Source organism: Pseudomonas sp. WC1, from assembly GCF_050586565.1.
Classification (GTDB): Bacteria; Pseudomonadota; Gammaproteobacteria; order Pseudomonadales; family Pseudomonadaceae; genus Aquipseudomonas.
Map to the genome: position 1 here is coordinate 49,064 of NZ_JBOBDQ010000014.1, position 18,685 is coordinate 67,748.

The 18,685-nt window shown below is 62.3% G+C and carries 12 protein-coding genes; 11 read left to right on the forward strand and 1 reads right to left on the reverse strand.

The annotated features are described in order from the left end of the window. Positions 1–132 precede the first annotated feature (132 nt). The 11 genes from ACQ4OD_RS09055 to hcnC all read left to right on the forward strand — a co-directional run bounded on the left by ACQ4OD_RS09055 (position 133) and on the right by hcnC (position 17,122). Entirely contained in the window at positions 133–3,132 is a 3,000-nt protein-coding gene (locus tag ACQ4OD_RS09055) for an autotransporter domain-containing protein (protein WP_430944189.1), read from the forward strand. A gap of 167 nt (positions 3,133–3,299) precedes the next feature. Continuing rightward, positions 3,300–6,281, forward strand: coding sequence for an autotransporter domain-containing protein (locus ACQ4OD_RS09060; RefSeq protein WP_430944195.1), 2,982 nt, complete (start codon positions 3,300–3,302; stop codon positions 6,279–6,281). Positions 6,282–7,052: 771 nt separating this feature from the next. Then, positions 7,053–8,015 carry a proline dehydrogenase family protein gene (locus ACQ4OD_RS09065; protein WP_198754106.1) on the forward strand — a complete coding sequence of 321 codons (963 nt, stop codon included), beginning with the start codon at positions 7,053–7,055 and terminating at the stop codon, positions 8,013–8,015. A 174-nt stretch (positions 8,016–8,189) separates the two neighbouring features. Further along, on the forward strand, positions 8,190–9,251 hold the full coding sequence (locus ACQ4OD_RS09070) for a threonine aldolase family protein (RefSeq protein WP_102683395.1): 1,062 nt from the start codon (positions 8,190–8,192) through the stop codon (positions 9,249–9,251). Next, a complete protein-coding gene (locus ACQ4OD_RS09075) occupies positions 9,248–10,552 on the forward strand; it encodes an ATP-grasp domain-containing protein (RefSeq protein WP_102683396.1) in 1,305 nt (434 codons plus the stop codon). Before ACQ4OD_RS09070 ends, ACQ4OD_RS09075 begins: the two co-directional genes overlap by 4 nt. Continuing rightward, on the forward strand, positions 10,549–11,772 hold the full coding sequence (locus tag ACQ4OD_RS09080; RefSeq protein WP_430944190.1) for an MFS transporter: 1,224 nt from the start codon (positions 10,549–10,551) through the stop codon (positions 11,770–11,772). Before ACQ4OD_RS09075 ends, ACQ4OD_RS09080 begins: the two co-directional genes overlap by 4 nt. Beyond that, entirely contained in the window at positions 11,759–12,880 is a 1,122-nt protein-coding gene (locus ACQ4OD_RS09085; protein WP_430944191.1) for an aminotransferase class V-fold PLP-dependent enzyme, read from the forward strand. The genes ACQ4OD_RS09080 and ACQ4OD_RS09085 overlap by 14 nt, the downstream gene beginning before the upstream one ends. Positions 12,881–13,010: 130 nt before the next feature. Continuing rightward, a complete protein-coding gene (gene gntB, locus ACQ4OD_RS09090) occupies positions 13,011–13,997 on the forward strand; it encodes a guanitoxin biosynthesis L-arginine gamma (S) hydroxylase (protein WP_139674754.1) in 987 nt (328 codons plus the stop codon). 172 nt (positions 13,998–14,169) lie between these two features. Beyond that, on the forward strand, positions 14,170–14,478 hold the full coding sequence (gene hcnA, locus ACQ4OD_RS09095) for a cyanide-forming glycine dehydrogenase subunit HcnA (protein ID WP_102683399.1): 309 nt from the start codon (positions 14,170–14,172) through the stop codon (positions 14,476–14,478). Continuing rightward, positions 14,475–15,869, forward strand: coding sequence for a cyanide-forming glycine dehydrogenase subunit HcnB (gene hcnB / locus ACQ4OD_RS09100; protein WP_102683400.1), 1,395 nt, complete (start codon positions 14,475–14,477; stop codon positions 15,867–15,869). The genes hcnA and hcnB overlap by 4 nt, the downstream gene beginning before the upstream one ends. A 2-nt stretch (positions 15,870–15,871) precedes the next feature. Beyond that, on the forward strand, positions 15,872–17,122 hold the full coding sequence (gene hcnC, locus ACQ4OD_RS09105; RefSeq protein ID WP_139674761.1) for a cyanide-forming glycine dehydrogenase subunit HcnC: 1,251 nt from the start codon (positions 15,872–15,874) through the stop codon (positions 17,120–17,122). A gap of 33 nt (positions 17,123–17,155) precedes the next feature. On the opposite strand, the gene lpdA is transcribed toward hcnC, so the two are convergent. Continuing rightward, a complete protein-coding gene (gene lpdA, locus ACQ4OD_RS09110) occupies positions 17,156–18,556 on the reverse strand; it encodes a dihydrolipoyl dehydrogenase (RefSeq protein WP_139674764.1) in 1,401 nt (466 codons plus the stop codon). Positions 18,557–18,685: the final 129 nt, after the last annotated feature.

The following is an 18,685-nucleotide window of genomic DNA, read 5'->3' on the forward strand; positions in this document are numbered from 1 at the left end:
CATCGCGTAATCGAGAAACGTCATATCCTTCTGCTGCTCGATGAAGCCGTGCCTTGCGGCCTAGCGATGCAGCGACACACTGGTCGACCCAGGATGGGCGATCCGACAACAAGAACAAGAGAAGTCATCGACATGGATGTGAGATGTGATCAGCTCAAGACGCTGACGGGCACGCTGTGCCTGGCATTTGCCACCGGCCTGCCGCTGTCGGCTGCGGCGGCCTATCAGGACACTGGCCGCTTGGGCGACCCCGCCAGCTGGCGCTCGGTCGAATATCTGCAGGACTGGGGCCTGGAGCGCATGCAGGCGAGCCAGGCCTATGCCGCCGGGTTCACCGGTGCCGGGGTCAGCATCGGCGCCCTGGACTCGGGATTCGATCCCGCCCATCCCGAAGCCAGCCCCGGGCGTTTCCACGCGGTCACCGCCACCGGCCAGTACCTGGACGGTACCCCGTTCAGTGTGTCCGGGGTGCTCAATGGCGCCAACGACAGCCATGGTACCCATGTCACCGGCACCATGGGCGCGGCCCGTGATGGCGTGGGCATGCACGGCGTGGCCTTCAATGCCCAGGTATACGTGGGCAACACCAACAAGAATGACAAGTTCCTGTTCGGCACCGATCCCGATCCGCGGTATTTCAAGGCGGTCTACGACGCCCTGGTGGATGCCGGGGCTCGGGCCATCAACAACAGCTGGGGCAGCCAGCCCAAGGATGTCAGCTACCAGACCCTCGGCGACCTGCGCGCGGCCTACGCCCAGCATTTCCAGCAGGCCACCTGGCTCGATGCCGCTGGCGATGTGGCGCGTCGGGGTGTGATCAATGTGTTCAGCGCCGGCAACAGCGGCTATGCCAATGCCAGCGTGCGCTCGGCGCTGCCGTACTTCCAGCCGGAACTGGAAGGCCACTGGCTGGCGGTATCGGGCCTGGACAAGAACAACCAGCAGAAATACAACCAGTGCGGCATCGCGAAGTACTGGTGCCTGGCGACTCCGGGGGCGGCAATCAGCAGTACCGTGCCCGGTGGCGGCTATGCCACCTACAACGGTACTTCGATGGCCGCGCCCCATGCTACCGGGGCTTTGGCTGTGGTCATGGAGCGTTATCCCTATCTGAACAACCAGCAGGCCCTGCAAGTGCTGCTGACCACTTCGCGCCAGCTCGATGGCTCGCCGACCCAGGCGCCCAGCGAGCGGGTTGGCTGGGGCGTCCCGGACCTGGGCCGGGCCTTGCACGGCCCAGGGCAGTTGTTGGGGGAGTTCAATGTCAACCTGGAGCGTGGGCAGGGCGATAGCTGGAGCAATGGCATCTCCGACCAGGCGCTGGTGCAGCGGCAGGCCGAGGATGTCGCGGAACGCCAGGCCTGGCAGCAGACCCTCAAGGATCGTGGATGGGAGCATGGCCTGGCAGCGGGCGCCAGCCAGCAGGACCGCAGTGACTATGCCCTGGGCATGGCCCGTGACGCAGCGGCTGCGCAGCGGGTTTACCAAGGCAGCCTGGTCAAGTCCGGGGCCGGCTGGTTGGTGCTCACGGGTGACAGCAGCTACCGCGGCCCGACCCGCGTCGATGGCGGGTTGCTGGCGGTTAACGGCAGCCTGCAGTCAGCGGTGACGGTCAATGCTGGCGGTACAGTGGGCGGCAATGGCCGGGTCGCTGCCCTGATTGCCAACGCTGGGGGCGTGGTGGCCCCGGGTAACTCCATAGGTACCTTGAATGTCGCCGGCAACCTGGACTTGCAGCCGGGTTCGACCTATCAGGTGGAGCTGTCGCCCACGGCCAGTGATCGACTCGTGGTGGATGGTCAGGCCAGCGTCGGTGGCGCCAATCTCAGTCTGGTGCCCCAGGCTCGGCCGAACCTGCTGGCCGGTGGCCCGGTCACCAGCCTGGTAGGGCGCCAGTTCGACATCCTGCAGGCAGCAGGCGGCGTCGATGGGCGCTTTGCCCAGGTCCAGCCCGGCTACCTGTTCCTTGGGACCGTGCTCGACTATTCCGCCAACGGCGTGCAGTTGGACGTGACGCGCAGCGCCGCGACGTTCGACAGCGTCGCTGCCACGCCCAACCAGCTCGCCAGCGGCGCCGCCGTGGAGCGCCTGGGGCCGGGCCATCCGGTGTATGAAAGCCTGCTGTTCTCGACCTCGGCGGACCAGGCCCGGGACGGCCTGCGCCAGCTCGCCGGAGAGATCTACCCGGCGCTGGACTCGATGCTGCTCAGCCAGGGCTCGGTGTTGCGTGACGCCTTGGGCGAGCGTGTGCAAGGCGCCGCACCGCCTGCCAATGCGCCTGGCACGACGGCGCGCGAGACAGGCTCGACCCAGCTCTGGCTCAAAGGCCTGGGCAGTTGGGGGCGCATCGAGGGCGTGCAGGGCAGCGAGTCCTATACCAGCTCCCTGGGCGGCATGCTGCTGGGCCTGGACCGGGACTTCGACGAGCAGACCCGCGCCGGGCTGGCCGCCGGCTACAGCGACAGCTCCCTGGGCATGGGCGGCAGCCACTCCCGGGCCACGGTCGACAGCTACCACTTGGGCGCCTATGTCCGCCACGACGTCGACCAGCTGCGCTTGAGCCTGGGCGGTAGCTACAGCTGGCACCGTGCCGAGGTTCGCCGCGACCTGGCCTATGCCGAGGTGTCCGGCCGCCAGCGCGCGCGGATCGATGCCCGCAGCCAGCAGCTGTTTGCCGAGGCGGCCTATCGCCTGGCGATGCCGGCGGTGCAGCTGGAGCCGTTCGCCAACCTGACCTACCAGCACCTGGACCGTGATGGCTTCCATGAGAAAGGCGATGCCGCAGCGTTGCAGGCGGGCGACGAGCAGCGTGATGCCTGGTTAAGCACCTTGGGCCTGCGTGGGCGCCAGCAATGGCAAGTGGGCCCGCAGCAGGACCTGCAGCTGGCGGCGAGCCTGGGCTGGCAGCACCGGCTGAGTGGAACCCAGGACCGCGAGCACCTGGCCTTTGCCGGCAGTGACCTGCCGTTCCGGGTGGAGACGTCGCCGGCCTTGCGCGATGCCGCGCTGATCGGGCTCCAGGCACGGGTGGGACTGACCCGCGACTTGGACCTGAGCCTGGACTACCAGGGGCGCCTGGCCAGTCGTGAACAACAGCATGGCGCGGGGCTCAACCTGCAATGGCGTTTCTGAGGCGTCGTGGCGCCAGTTGTTGCAATACGGAGTTCGACCAACGCGGTATTCAATCCATACAACTAAGGAAGGTCGTAGTGAAGCGAGTCAGACAGGATGACAGCGCACTTGGGCAGGGCTGGGCCCTGGCACCACTGGGGCGGGTATTGGTGGGCTGGGCGGCATTGATGGGCACGGCCCAGGCCGCGCCCTATGTGGAGAGTGGCCGGCTGGGCGACGCCAGCAGCTGGCGCAGCAGCGAATTCAAGGCCGACTGGGGGCTGGGGGCGATCCATGCCGACAGCGCCTATGCCGCCGGCTACAGCGGCAAGGGGGTGAAGCTGGGAATCTTCGACCAGCCGGTGTATGCCCCGCACCCCGAGTTCGCCGGCAAGGACAAGATCGTGACCCTGGTCACCAGCGGCATCCGCCAGTACACCGACCCCTACATCCCGGTAAAGGCCGGTGATGCCTTCCGCTACGACGGCAGCCCGTCGGTAGGTTCGGATGGCAAGCTCGGCTCCCATGGCACCCACGTCGGCGGGATCGCCGCCGGCAACCGTGATGGCGTGGAGATGCATGGCGTGGCCTTCAATGCGCAGATCATCAGCGCCGACAACGGCGACCCCGGCCCCGAGGATGGCATTGTCCTGGGCAACGATGGCGCGGTGTACAAGGCCGGCTGGGACAGCCTGGTGGCCAGCGGCGCGCGGATCATCAACAACAGCTGGGGCATCGGCATCACCGATCGCTTCGCCAAGGGCGGGCGTAATCCGGACTTCCCGCATTTCACGGTGGATGATGCCCGGGCGCAGTTCGCGCAGATCCAGCCGCTTCTGGGCACCTTGCCTGGCGGCGCCTATGATGGCGCCATCGCCGCCGCCCGTAGCGGGGTCCTGACGATCTTTGCCGCCGGCAACGACTACAACCTGAACAACCCCGATGCGATTGCCGGGCTGGGCTATTTCGTACCGGAGATCGCCCCCAACTGGATGACCGTGGCGGCGTTGCAGCAGAACCCCGACACCAGCAGCGCCAACCCATACGTGATCAGCACGTTCTCTTCGCGCTGCGGCTATACCGCAAGCTTCTGCGTATCGGCCCCCGGCACCCGGATCTACAGCGCGGTGATTGGCGGTACCAGCCTGGACGACCTGACCCAGGGTTACGCCAACAAGAACGGTACCTCCATGGCCGCGCCTCATGCCGCTGGCGCAGCGGCGGTACTGATGGAGCGTTTCCCCTATATGAGCGGCGCGCAGATCGCCAGCGTGCTGCGCACCACCGCAACCGACATGGGCGCGCCCGGTATCGATTCCTTGTATGGCTGGGGCATGATCAACCTGGACAAGGGGATCCGCGGCCCCGGCATGCTGGTTACCGAGCAGGACATTCCCGAGGAGTTGCGTATCGCTGGCGGCTACGGCCCAACCCAGTTCGTCGCTGACTTGCCGGGTGTCGGCGCCCTGGTGGATGCCGGCAGGCCTACTGAAAGGCGCTGCACCGACCTGAGTTGCGTGCTGGACCTGTGGAGCAACGACATCTCCGGGCATGGCGGCCTGACCAAGCAGGGCATCGGCACCCTGGTGCTCAGCGGTAACAACACCTACGCCGGGCCGACGCTGGTCAACCAGGGACGGCTGGCGGTCAATGGTTCGCTGCAGTCGACCGTGACGGTCAACGACGGCGGCGTGCTGGGCGGCAATGGCAGGATCGGTGCGCTGGTGGTCAACCGCGGCGGCGTGGTGGCGCCCGGTAACTCCATCGGCACCTTGCGCGTGGCTTCCGACGTGACCTTCCAGCCGGGCTCGACCTATGCGGTGGAGGTGGACAGCACCGGCAGCGACCGCCTGGCCAGCGATGGCCAGATAGCTGTGGGTGGCGCGAACCTGGCCCTGGACCTGCAGAACCCAGGCGTTTCGCTGCAGTCCCAGCAGGCCACCAGCCTGGTGGGGCGGCAGTTCGACATCCTCGATGCCGCAGGCGGCGTGCAAGGCAGTTTCGCCCAGGTGCAGTCCAACGCGTTGTTCCTCGGTGGGGGCTTGGCGTATACCGGCACTGGGGTGCGGCTGGCGGTAGAGCGTAATGCCACGTCGTTCGCCAGTGTCGGCCTGACCGCCAACCAGCGTTCGGTGGCCGCGGCGGCCGATCGGCTCGGCGCGGGCAACCCGGTCTACGAGAGCCTGCTGTTGTCGGGCGATGCCGGCAGTGCCCAGCAGGCTTTCGATCAACTGTCCGGGGAAATCCACCCGGCGGTGGGTAACCTGTTGCTCAACGACAGCCGCCAGTTGCGCGACGCCGTGGGCGAGCGTACCCGGCTACAGGGTGTGGAAGGCCAGGACAACGGCCTGTGGGTCAAGGCCCTGGGCGCCTGGGGCAAGGCCGACGGTGATTCCGGACATGCGCGCTATAGCAGTTCGATTGGCGGCATGCTGCTGGGGATCGACGGGCAGATGAGCGAGGACACCCGTGTCGGCGTCTTCACCGGCTACAGCGACAGCTCGCTGAGCATGGGTGATGGCCGTCATTCCTCGGCCAGCGTTGACAGCTATCACCTGGGTGCCTATGCCGGCAAGGAACTGGAGCAACTGCACCTGAGCGTGGGCGCCAGCCACAGCTGGCACCGTATCGAGACCAAGCGCGAACTGCAGTACAACGAGGTCAGCGATCGCCAGAAGAGCAAGCGTGATGCCCAGAGCACCCAGGTGTTCGGCGAGGCGGCCTGGAAGGTCGAACTGCCGAGCGTGGCGCTGGAGCCGTTCGCCAATCTGGCCTACGTGCATATCGCCAGCGACAGCTTCAGGGAGCATGGCGGCGCTGCCGCGCTGAAGGGTGGGCAGGATAACCGCGATGCCTGGCTCTCGACCTTGGGCATGCGGGCCGGCAAGCAATTGCAGTTGTCCAGCGGCCAGGCGGTTGAGCTTGCTGCCACTCTGGGCTGGCAGCACAACCTGAGCTCCACCGGGGCCGACCAGCACCTGGCGTTCGCGGGCCAGGGCGATACCTACAAGGTTCAGGCGCTGTCACTGGACCGTGAGGCGGCGGTGGTCGGTGCACGGGTGGGGATTGCCCTGAGCCGCGAGGCCCGGGTCAACCTGGACTACAACGGACTGCTGGGTAGTCGCGACAAGAGCCACGGGGTCGGCCTGACCCTGGATTGGGCGTTCTGACGCCCCGTTTACCCTGGGAGAGACTGCATAGCGCGAAACGCTGAACCCTTGTGCGACAGGTTAAATGCTCTGTTCAACGCTGCTCAGCCCCTGCGACGTTAATGTGCAGGGGCTTTTTATTGAATAGAATCCTTGTGACCTGAAGCAAAAAGCGCTGCGTCATGGCCTTTACAATTGGACCAAACAGCTCGATTAACCTGATAACACTGGATTCAGTTTTTCTAAGTGGTCTTTTTTGCTTTGATGTCTTATCGCCACTCGCGATAAAATACAAGGCGTTCTGGACAAAACCCAGCAGTTAACTACCCCTCATTTGAATGGTTATCCATCACCCTCATCAACTGGGTGTTATCAATACCCCTTATAAAACGACCCTCCATTCGATAAATTTATCGTTGTGGTGCCCCCTGCCGAACGAAGTAGTAGCGCTGCTACCGCACGCAAGTTTTTGTTCAACTAACTGATCTGTTGAGTTTTTTATTTATTTTTAGTAGATGGCGATGTGATGGCCTTTTCCAGAACGCTCGCGCTTATCCACATTCAGTTGGCCACAGGGTGACGTCGTTATTTGATAGTCGGTCAGTGCGCCGTAGCAAAACGGTAAACATCTGTTTGTACGGTCTACCTGGCGACTGCACCCGGCGTCGATGCTGGACAATGTAAACAGTGCCTGCTTAGGATTTTGCAGCTGATCGATTCAGCTGTTGTTGCCTATTGTCGAGTGGCCGTACAAGAGACGTACGCCGTTGCCCTGCTCAAGGAGAGAGACTGATGGTTTCCCAGGAAACGTCTACCCTGGCTGCCGCCGCCCTGAAGAAACTGGCCATGAACAAAGCGTGCAGGGAGGCGTTCAGTGAGGACGCCTTGTTCTTCAAGTTGTTCGAGCCTGCCGCGCAACGCTATTTTCTTGCGGCGAACCGGGAAGCCCTGCTGCCCAAATTGCAACTGCTCAACGGCAAGGGCTATGCGCTGAGCGTCGAGTACGTGGGCGAGGAGAATGCCGACCCGGCGGTGGTACAGCGTTTCGTCGATGAATACCTTGCATCGATCCAGCCATTTGCCGAAGCGGGGCTCAAGCCCCAACTGAGCTTCGACCTCAGTGCCGTTGGCCTGGCGGTCTCCCAGGAGATGGCCTACAAGAATGCCTCCACCATCATTGCCGCTGCGGCGGAACATGATCTGCCGGTCATGATCAGCATGGAACACGCCTCGGCGGTGGACAGCATCCTTGAGGTGTATGGCGAATTGGCGCCTGCCCACGCAAACGTTGGCGTGACCCTGCAGGCCTACTTGCACCGCACCCTCGACGACCTGCCGAAGGTCCTTGGTTACGGGCGCAAGATCAGGTTGGTCAAGGGCGTTTACAACGAACCATTGGAAGTGGCACTGCCACGTGGCGACGCGCTGGATGAACGCTACCTGCACCTGCTGCGCAGGGTGCTGGACGCGGGCGTGCCCGTCAGTTGCGCCACTCAGGATCCGGCGCTGATTCCGCGGATTCTGGCTGAGCCACGGCATGCCGCGAACCTGGAACTGGAGATGCTGCATGGTGTGCAACCGGCAGTGCTACGCCGGGCCAGGGAGACCGGAGTGCCTTGCCGTATCTATGCGGTGTACGGCGGTAGTTGGTACCTGCACTTCTTGCACCGCCTGGCGGAGTCGCCAATCGAGATCCTGGGGGCGCTGGCCGATTTTAGCGACCCTTCCCGCGTTGTATTTGGCGCCGATTACTAAACTGCCCAGCGGTTTATATATCCGTTGACCTGCCTAAGTTTCAGCTAACGTTGGTTCCCCTTCGTTGCTTCGCGCTTGCGCGGCAATGTTTTGACAATAAATGTGAAAGTTTCACACGGTGCTCCGTGTGAACTAAAAGGCATGCCTTTTACATGACAATATCAGGGAGTAGACATGTTCATTGACCTCAGAAGCGATACTGTAACAAAGCCCACAGAGGGTATGCGCAAGGCAATCTACGAGGCCGAGGTCGGTGATGATTGCTTTGGTGAAGACCCCAGTGTCAGCGCGCTGGAAAGATATTGTGCGGACTACTTCCAGAAGGAAGCCGCGCTGTTTACCACCGGTGGCACGTTGAGCAATCAATTGGCGATCAAGGCCATGACGCGGCCGGGCGACGAGATCTTCCTGGATGCGTCCTACCACATCAACTTCTATGAATCCGCTTCGACTTCGGCCTTCTCCGGGGTGAACTTTTCCCTGACCCAGCATGACGATGGCTTGTTCGATGTAGCGGACCTGGAGCGACTCCATGCCTCCAAATGCCGTTGGAGCCAGAACTATGCGACGCCTCGTGTCGTGGTGGTGGAAAACACCCTGGGTTGCAAAGGCGGCGGCATCTTTCCGCTCGAGCAGATGAACCAGGTGTTTGCCTATGCCCAGCGTATCGGCGCGTACCGCTACCTGGATGGCGCGCGCATCCTGCATGCGTCAATTGCCACCGGTATCGATGTGACGTCGTACACCGACAATGCCGACCTGCTGTCCATGTGCCTTTCCAAAGGCCTCGGTGCTCCAGTCGGATCGATCATGATGGGGTCGCGTGAGCTTATCCAGCAAGCCAAGAAGTACCGCAAGTGGTTCGGCGGCGACCAACACCAGAGTGGAATGATGGCTGCGGCAGGCCTTTATGCCATGCGCAACAACATCGAGCGCCTGGCCGAGGACCACGAGCACGCGGCGCTGTTGCATGCCCAGTTCGCCGAAGTTGAAGAAGCGCGCTCGGGTTACAAAGGGACCAACATGGTCACCCTCGACATTTCCCGCCTTGGGGTCACGCCGATGCGGTTTGCCGAGCTGCTCAAGGATCGTGGCGTGGGGGCACTCCCCTACAACGACAAGGAAATCCGCCTGGTTCCCCACATCAATATCGATCGGGCACAGATCATCAAGGCCGCAGAGTTGATCAAGACCCAGGTAGGTGAACTCGCCCATGCCAAGGAGGCCGTGAAATGATCTACAAGAAGAACGTAGTGCTGGTGGTGGATGCCTATTCCATCGGCAGCCTGATCGCCCCGGCATTCATTTCACGCGGCTACGAGTGCATTCATGTGCGTTCGACCGACAACGTCAACGCGTTCTACGAGTCGTGGTTCCGGGCAACGGACTTCATCGCCGATCTGCATTACCAGACCGACGCCACGCTCGATGAAGCGCTGAGCCAGTACAAGGTGCAGTTCGTCCTCGCAGGGTGCGAGTTCGGCGTCGAGCTGGCGGCTCATCTGGCGGCGCATTTCAATGTCGCGCGGCACAACGATCCCGCGCACGCGATTCGCTGGAGAAACAAGTATGAAATGCACGAAGCCCTCAAGGGGGCGGGGGTGCGTTCCATCAAGCATTTCCGTTCGGCGGAGTTGGCCGAGATCCAGGCATGGATCGAACAGCAGGATCTCTTCCCCGTTGTATTGAAACCCATCAACAGTGCGGGTTCCGACAACATCCACATCTGTACCGATTCTGCCGAGGTGGCTCACGCCTTCGCGACCATCAAGTCCAGTCGCAACATTTTCCTGGCGCAAAACGAACAGGTTTTGGTGCAGCAGTATCTGGACAACTCCGACTTCTTCTCCGAACTGAAGTCGGACAAGGGTAGGGACGTCGATATCGAATACTGCGTCAACACGGTCAGCGTGGACGGCCAGCATTTCGTCAGTGAGATCATTCGCGTGTACCGCACCCGCATCGGTGCCGCGCCTGTGCATGACTACAACCAACTGATGTGCCCGGTCGACAATCAGGACGTTTACCGCCGGTTGTCCGAGTATGTCTTCTCGGTGCTGGATGCCTTGGGTATCCAGCAAGGGGTCGGGCACAGCGAACTGATGATCGTCAACGACGAGCCGGTTTTGCTCGAGACTGCCGCACGGATGCCAGGGGGGATCGACCTGTCGGCCTATACCCGGGCCCTGGGGCACAACCAGCTCAATCTCTGGGTGGAGTCGCTGATCAATCCACAAGGCTTCCTGGAGTACCGGGCCCAACCCAGGAAGAAACTGTACTTCCACTCCAGCTGTGTCTTCCTCATTGCCCGTGCCAGCGGAACCATCAGGCAGCGCCCAGATATTTCGGTGTGGAAGCACATCCCTGGGTTGCACAGCATCAAGATCCAGCATGAGGGCGTGCTCAGCGAGACGAATTCGCTGGAGAACTCTCCAGGGCATGTATTCATCCTGGACAAGGACCGTTCTTCGATTCAGGACAGCATCCAGCTGTTGCGAGAGGCCGAACCGGCCATCTATCAGGGCATGCTGGCATGAAGCAGGGCGCTGCCGAGCTGACGCTAGCCGAGGGCAGGCTGTACACCCCGCCTGTGATGCTGCTGCTGTCGGCCACCTTCATCCTCACCCTGGCGCGGGCAATGACCCTGCCTTATCTGGTGGTCTATTGCGCGGAGCGCTTCGGCCTGGGGGTGGCTGATGTCGGGTTGGCGCTGGGGGGGGCGTTGATGGCGAGCTCCCTTCTCAGCCTGTACGGTGGTTTCCTGGTCGACCGGTTTTCCAGTTATCGGATTCTCCTGGTGGCCGGAAGTCTGTTCGCCCTGGCGTTTGGCGCTGCCTTTCATACCGCCATGCTCGGCGTGTTCTTCCTGGCGATCGTGGTGGTGAACCTCGCCTATGCAGTCATCGATATCGCTGTCAAAGCCTGCATCGGCACACTGGTGGTCGCACAGCGAAGAGGCGCGGTCTTTTCGGTGAAGTACACACTCACCAACATCGGCTTCGCCGCCGGACCGTTCCTTGGGGTTATGTTGGCCAAGGTAAGCCCCGGAGTGCCGTTTGCGGCCGCGGGGTTGGTAGGAGCGGTATTCGTGCTGGCGTATGCGTTGCTTGGCGAAAAGTTATCCACACCTGGTACCAGTGTCCCTGCCGAGCAGGGGTTCCTCAAGGTGTTGGGGTATCTCTTCAAAGACTATCGCCTGGTGTGCTTCACCTTGGGTGGCCTGCTCAGCGTGATCGTGTTCGGCCAGTTCTCCGCCTATCTGTCCCAGTACCTGCTGGTCACCAGCAGTCCTGAGCGTACCTATCAGCTCATCAATTACCTGGTGACCACAAATGCCTGTGTGGTCATTGGCCTGCAGTACCTGGTGGGCTCGCGGATAAACCAGGGCAATCTGTTTCGCATGCTGTGCCTGGGAATGCTGTTTTTCCTGGTGGGATTGGTCGGCTTCAGCGTCGCCGAGAAAGTGCCGGTTTGGGTTATCGCGATGATCGTGTTCACGGTTGGCGAAATCATCATCATCCCCACCGAATACCTGTTCATCGACTACATCGCTCCTGCGCATCTGCGCGGCATCTACTACGGCGCGCAAAACCTGTCGAACCTGGGGGCTGCGCTGGGGCCGGTGCTCTGCGGGCTGGCGCTTTCGCTGTACCAGCCACAGGTCATGTTCTATGTGCTGTGCCTGTGTGTGGTACTGGCGACGGGTTTCTACTACATGGGTTGCAAGGCCAAGGAGGGTGCGCATGATTCACTTTAATACCGCCGGCGCGGGGCTATTGTCGGCGCACGCGTTGGAGGCAATGCAGGGGTTTCTGCAACGCGAACGGGATCAAGGTGGTTACGAGGCCGAGCTGGCCTGCGCGCAAGTGTTGGACAATGAGCTCTACCACAACATCGCCCGCCTCATCGGGGCGCAGCCCGGCGACATCGCGCTGTTCGACAGCGCGACGAAGGCCTGGGTGACGGCGCTCGACGCACTGGATTGGCACGTCGGTGACCGTGTCCTGGTAACGCCCTACGAGTATGCGGGCAATCTCATCGCTCTCGAGCACTTGCGCCAGCGCCATGGGGTGGCGGTCGATGTCATCCCCTTGCTGGAAAACGGCGACCTCGATCTGGCCTGGCTGGCCGAGCATCTGCGCGATGACGTCAAGCTCGTCTCGATCGTCCACGTGCCGTCTTGCTGCGGCATCGTCAATGATGTGGAGGCGGTCGGGAGGCTGCTGCGGGGCCACCCTTGCGTCTTTTTCGTCGACGCCTGCCAGTCGCTGGGGATGTTGCCGATCGATGTCCAGGCCATCGGCTGCGATGTGCTGACAGCTGCCGGGCGCAAGTTTCTCTGTGGCCCCAGAGGCACCGGATTCGCTTACTTGTCCGAGGCGTTTCGGGCCGTTGCAAAGCCGAGGTTCACCGATCTGCACCGGGCGACCTTCAGCGTTGCCAATGGCGTAAGCCTGGATCAGCGCGATGCCCGCTGCTTCGAATATGCGGAACGCAACAGCGCCGCGTTTATCGGGTTGAACATCGCTGTGCAGGAGCGGCTGGCGGGGGGCTATGTCGATGATTGCGCGGCTTACCGGTTCCTGGTGCAGGCGCTCGAGGGCAATGCGCAGCTGCGCCTGATCGCTCCTGGGGCGCGTCAGCGAGGGATCGTGTCGTTTTTCCATGCAGGGGTTCCGGCACCTGAGGTGGTCAGCAGGCTTCGCTTCAATGGCATCAACTGTTGGGCAGGTTATGCCGCTCACACGCCGTACTTCATGAGTGACCGTGGGGGCCCGCGTTTTGTGCGTGTTTCGCTGGGATCCGCCAGCACCGTTTCACAGGCCGAACAGTTCATGCACTTGCTGCGAAACATTCACCAGTAACGACTGTGGCGTGAGTGACACCGCCCTCGATGGCTGTCACCTGCAACTGGGCCCTATCTGCGCCTCGGCATCGGCTGGCGCCAGGAGCAAGGGCCTTCCATCGCCTCGACTTAACGAACAGGGACTTTCGATGAACGATGTGAACCGATTCAAACCGTCCGCTGAAATCAAGGAGCGCTTGCGTCCTTTATACGAAAAGGACAACTGGCACTGGGCGCTTGGCCTTTCTCTGGATGTGGCCGTCATCGCGCTCGCGGTGTACCTGAGCCTGCAAAGCCCGTATTTCTATCCGCTGACCGTACTGATGATCGGCTCACGTCAGCGCGCGCTCGCTTCGTTGTTGCACGAAGCGGCGCACATGACCTTGATGAGCCACAAAGTGCTCTGCCGGCTGATCGGCGAATACTTGCTTGCCTACCCGATCTTCCAGAACTACGAAGCGTATCGCCGCTCCCACGTGCAACTGCATCATCATCACCTGGGGGACCAGGACGCCGATCCCGATCACAGGTACTACATCGATTCTGGTCTGTATGCCGCGAGTGATCGGCTCGACTTTCTCCTGCGTCACCTGCTCAAGAGCATCACGCTGACCAACACCTCGCATTATTTCGTCTACCTGGTGAAAAACCGCGCTGGTGATGTTGTGGCCAAGCCCATGCAGGGCCTCAAACTGCTGGCCGTGCACCTGGTGATCCTGGCCCTGTTCTGGTACTCGGTGGGGCCCTGGGGTTACCTGCTGTTCTGGCTTGTGCCGTACTTCACCGCGTTTCAGGTGATCGGCTGGCTTTCCGAGATATCCGAGCACTTCGGTATGTTCGGGGTATACAAGGATGAAGTGAAGTTGACCCGCAATCGCTTCCCCAGCCTCATCGAGCGCTTGTTCATTGGCATGCATGGCGACAACTATCACCTTACGCACCACCTTTTTGCCGGCGTGCCCTTCTGGAACCTCAAGAAGGCGCACCTGGTACTGATGGACGATCCCAGCTACGCAGAGGCGAACCGTGGTTGTGGCGGAATCTTCACCGCCAAAGGCGAAGCCAGATCCAGCCTTGCCCAGATCTTCGATGCGTATAGAAGCGGTAAGATCAGCGCGGTAATGACCGCCGAGTGACCCGGCAGGGCCGATACGTTCCAATCTGGAACGTATCGGCCACTTGCTTGATTCGCCTTTCATCGAGTGTGTGCCTGGCTGTGTGGTTGTCATGGCATAGGTCATCTTTTCCGGACGGAATCTGCCTTACCTTCACGATCCTGCCTAAACAAGGACGACGAGGTAAACGCTGATGCTGGAAAGGAAACTCGATATTCAGCCACTGTCGGGCGCCGACCTGACGATTCATCTAAACGGTACCCCGGTGGTTGCCGCACCCGGTGAAACCGTACTGAGCGTCTTGAATGCCGTCGGGCTGCGCCAGGTTGCGCGCAACGATCATGGCCAGCTCAGCGGTGCCTATTGCGGCATGGGGGTCTGCCACTGCTGTCTGGTGCAGATCGACGGCCGACCCAAGCGTCGGGCTTGTCAGACTGTGGTCAAGCCGGGGATGAGCATCGAGACTGAAGTCAACCGAGTGCAAGAGGAGGTTCGCCCATGAGCCTTCGTCCTGTGATCGTCGGTGGCGGCTCGGCCGGCATGGGTGCGGCCATCGAGCTGGCCGAACATGGCGTGGATTGCCTGCTGTTCGATGAGGCCTCGCGCCCCGGTGGCGTGGTCTATCGTGGCCCGTTGCGCGCTGGCGTCGACCTGGGCTACCTGGGCCCGCGCTACACCAAGGCCCTGACCCGCCTGCACGAAGATTTTGCCGCCTGCGCCGAGCGCATCGACCTGCGCCTGAACCATCGCGTGGTGGGCGGGGACGACCAGCGGCTGATGGTGCTCGATAGCGATGAGCGCCTGCACGAGATCGACTATTCCCACCTGCTGCTGGCCGCCGGTTGCCATGAGCGCAACGTGCCGTTCCCCGGCTGGACCTTGCCGGGCGTGATCCTGCTCGGTGGCTTGCAATTGCAGATCAAGAGCGGTGTGGTCAAGCCGCTGGGCAGCACCCTGATTGCCGGTACCGGGCCCTTGCTGCCGCTGGTCGCCTGCCAGCTGCACGCTGCCGGTGCCAAGGTGGCGGGCGTGTACGAGGCCTGCTCGTTCAACCGCATCGCCAAGGAAAGCCTGGCGTTGATGAACAAGCCGCAGTTGTTCCTCGACGGCTTGAGCATGCTCGCCTACATGAAGCTCAACGGCATCCCCATGCACTATGGCTGGGGCGTGGTGGGCGCCACGGGGGAGGGCGAGCTGCAGGAAGTCGAGGTCGCACCCTATACCCAGGACTGGCAGCCGGACATGACCCGTGTCCAGCGCGAGTCGGTACGGACCTTGGCTGTGGGCTATGGCTTCATCCCACGTACCCAGCTCAGCCAGCAACTGGGCCTGGCCCATGGCTTCAGCGAGGACGGCTACCTGCGCGCCGAATGCAACGTGTGGCAGCAAAGCAGCCAGCCGAACATTCACCTGGCGGGCGACATGGCCGGGATCCGCGGCGGCGAGGCGGCCATGTTGACCGGGCGCATCGCCGCGGTTTCGATGCTCCAGCAGATGGGCAAGCTCGACGCCGAGCAGGCGATCGAGTGCCGTGAGCGCTACCTGGGCAAGCTGGCGGCGATCAAGCGCTTCCGTTCCGGGGTGGAGCGCTACACCGCCCGCGGCGCAGCGCAAGTCGAACTGCCCCAGGCCGATACGGTGATCTGCCGTTGCGAACACGTGACTCGCGAGCAGATCGATCTGGCCCTGGAGCAGGGCGTGCAAGACATGGCCAGCCTGAAGATGCGCACACGAGTGAGCATGGGCGACTGCCAGGGGCGCATGTGCGTCGGTTACTGCAGCGACCGCCTGCGCAGCGCCACCGGACGCAAGGACGTGGGTTGGTTGCGCCCGCGCTTCCCGGTGGACCCGATCCCGTTTTCCGCATTCGAACAACTCGGCACGGAGGCCTGAGCATGAACAAGCACTACGACATCATCATCGCCGGTGGCGGGGTGATCGGCGCGTCCTGCGCCTACCAGCTGTCCAAGCGCAAGAACCTGAAGATCGCCTTGATCGACTGCAAGCGCCCGGGCAACGCTACCCGCGCTTCGGCCGGCGGCCTGTGGGCCATCGGCGAATCAGTGGGGCTGGGTTGCGGGGTGATCTTCTTTCGCATGATGTCCTCGCGCAGCAAGCGCGAGGCCAACGGCGCGGCGGTGGTGGTCGATTCGAGCACGCCGCACATCCTGCCGGAATGCTTCTTCGACTTCGCCTTGCAGTCCAATGCGATTTATCCACAGCTGCACCAGGAGCTGATCGGACGCCACGGCATGGACTTCAAGTTCGAGCGGACCGGGCTCAAGTACATCATCCAGGATGAAGAAGACCAGCTGTACGCCGAACATATCGTCAAGCAGATCCCGCACCTGGCCGACCAGGTTCGCTGGCTCGACCGCGACGCGCTGCGCGCTTCGGAGCCGGCGGTAACGCTCAAGGCCAATGGCGCGCTGGAGTTTCTCTGCGATCACCAGGTCAGCCCGTTCCGCCTGGGTGATGCGTTCATGGAGGCGGCGCGGCAGAACGGCGTCGACCTGTACCCGAACGTGAACATCACCGGCGTGCTGCATGAAGGCACCCGGATCAAGGGCGTGCGCACCGCCGAGGCTGGTGAGTTCCATTGCGGTACATTGATCAATGCCGCTGGCGCCTGGGCGGCGGAATTGAGCGAGTGGGCGACTGGGGAGAGTATTCCGGTCAAACCGGTGAAAGGCCAGATCGTGCTGACCGAGCGTCTACCCAAGCTGCTCGATGGCTGCATCACCACCAGCGATTGCTACATGGCGCAGAAGGACAACGGCGAGATCCTGATCGGCAGTACCACCGAGGAGAAGGGCTTCGATGTCACCAATACCTTCCCGGAGATCAACGGGTTGGTGCAGGGGGCGATCCGCTGTGTGCCACAGCTGGCGCAGGTGAACCTCAAGCGCACCTGGGCTGGCTTGCGGCCTGGGTCACCGGACGAGCTGCCGATTCTCGGGCCTGTGGATAATGTCCAAGGGTATTTCAACGCCTGTGGACATTTCCGTACCGGGATTCTGACGTCGGCGATTACTGGCGTGTTGCTGGACAAGGTTGTCCACAATGAGCCGCTGCCGTTGGACATCACACCGTTCCTGGCTTCGCGGTTCCGCGCAGGTGTGGATAAACAGTTGGCGCACGGTTGACGGGTGCAGGGGCCGCAAAGCGGCCCCCAGAAGTCAGATCTGCATCGCCATCCCTTCCACATTCATCGCCGCCTGGCGCAGGGCCTCGGAGCGGGTCGGGTGCGGGTGGCAGGTGAGGGCGATGTCCTCGGCCGAGGCCGAGAACTCCATAGCCACGCAGAACTCGCCGATCATCTCGCTCACGCTTGGGCCGACCAGGTGCACGCCCAGCACCTCATCGGTCTCGGCATCGGCGATGACTTTGGCGAAGCCCTCGGTCTCATGGTTGATCTTGGCGCGGCTGTTGGCGGTGAAGGGGAACTTGCCGACCTTGTAGGCCCGCCCTTCGGCTTTGAGCTGCTCTTCGGTCTTGCCGACGCTGGCCAGTTCCGGGCGGGTGTAGATGACGCCCGGGATGAGGTTGTAGTTGACTTCATGGGCCTTGCCAGCGATGCGCTCGATGCACGACACCGCTTCGTCCTCGGCCTTGTGTGCCAGCATCGGTCCGGAGGTGACGTCGCCGATCACCCAGATGCCAGGCACCGCGCTGCGGTGATGGTCGTTGGCGAGCATGCCGCGCTTGTCGGTTTCCAGCCCGGCGCTTTCCAGGTTCAGGCCCTGGGTATAAGGACGGCGGCCGATAGCTACCAGCACGTAGTCGGCCTGCAGGGTTTCGGCGGTACCACCGGCGGCGGGTTCCAGGGTCAGTGTGACGCCGTCGGCCGCGGCCGTGGCCTGGGTCACCTTGCTGCCCAGCTTGAAGGCCATGCCTTGCTTGGCCAGGGCTTTCTGCAGGGTCTTGGCGGTTTCTTCGTCGGTGCCAGGGCAGATGCGGTCCAGGTACTCGATCACCGTCACTTCGGCACCCAGGCGACGCCATACCGAACCCAGCTCCAGGCCGATCACCCCGGCGCCGATGACGATCAGGTGCTTGGGCACCTGGGGCAGCGACAGGGCGCCGGTGGAGTCGATGATGCGCTGGTTGTCGATGGTCACGCCAGGCAGCGGCGTGGGTTCCGAGCCGGTGGCAATGACGATGTCCTTGGCCTGCAGGGTGGTTTCGCTACCGTCCTCGGCCTTGACGATCACCTTGCCAACCCCGTCCAGGCGGCCCCAGCCCTTGATCCAGTCAACCTTGTTCTTGCGGAACAGGTATTCGATGCCCTTGGTCAGGCCCGTCACGCTTTCATCTTTCTGCTTCATCATCTGGCCCAGGTTGAGGGTCGGCTTGACCTCGATCCCCAGATGGGCGAACTCATCGCCACTGGCTGCCTCATACAACTCGGAAGCGTGCAGCAATGCCTTGGAAGGCATGCAACCGACGTTCAGGCAGGTGCCGCCCAAGGTCGAGCGACCCTCGACACAGGCCACGCTCAGGCCCAGCTGGCCCGCGCGGATCGCTGCGTTGTAGCCGCCGGGGCCGCCGCCGATGATCACCACGTCATAGGATTTCATGGGTTTCGTTACTCCGAGAGTGTGAGGAAGCGAAGAGGGCACAAGGTTAATCTGAGCGGGCATTATTGTATACAATCTGCTGAATAGGCTGCGCCAGATAGTTCTAGACTATGGTCGTGATTACCGGAA

Coding starts and splice junctions, on each gene's coding strand:
- ACQ4OD_RS09080 (WP_430944190.1), top strand. CDS start 10,549: ATGAAGCAGGGCGCTGCCGAGCTGACGCTAGCCGAGGGCAGGCTGTAC.
- hcnA (WP_102683399.1), top strand. CDS start 14,170: ATGCTGGAAAGGAAACTCGATATTCAGCCACTGTCGGGCGCCGACCTG.
- ACQ4OD_RS09085 (WP_430944191.1), top strand. CDS start 11,759: ATGATTCACTTTAATACCGCCGGCGCGGGGCTATTGTCGGCGCACGCG.
- ACQ4OD_RS09070 (WP_102683395.1), top strand. CDS start 8,190: ATGTTCATTGACCTCAGAAGCGATACTGTAACAAAGCCCACAGAGGGT.
- hcnC (WP_139674761.1), top strand. CDS start 15,872: ATGAACAAGCACTACGACATCATCATCGCCGGTGGCGGGGTGATCGGC.
- lpdA (WP_139674764.1), bottom strand. CDS start 18,556: ATGAAATCCTATGACGTGGTGATCATCGGCGGCGGCCCCGGCGGCTAC.
- hcnB (WP_102683400.1), top strand. CDS start 14,475: ATGAGCCTTCGTCCTGTGATCGTCGGTGGCGGCTCGGCCGGCATGGGT.
- ACQ4OD_RS09055 (WP_430944189.1), top strand. CDS start 133: ATGGATGTGAGATGTGATCAGCTCAAGACGCTGACGGGCACGCTGTGC.
- gntB (WP_139674754.1), top strand. CDS start 13,011: ATGAACGATGTGAACCGATTCAAACCGTCCGCTGAAATCAAGGAGCGC.
- ACQ4OD_RS09060 (WP_430944195.1), top strand. CDS start 3,300: ATGGGCACGGCCCAGGCCGCGCCCTATGTGGAGAGTGGCCGGCTGGGC.
- ACQ4OD_RS09065 (WP_198754106.1), top strand. CDS start 7,053: ATGGTTTCCCAGGAAACGTCTACCCTGGCTGCCGCCGCCCTGAAGAAA.
- ACQ4OD_RS09075 (WP_102683396.1), top strand. CDS start 9,248: ATGATCTACAAGAAGAACGTAGTGCTGGTGGTGGATGCCTATTCCATC.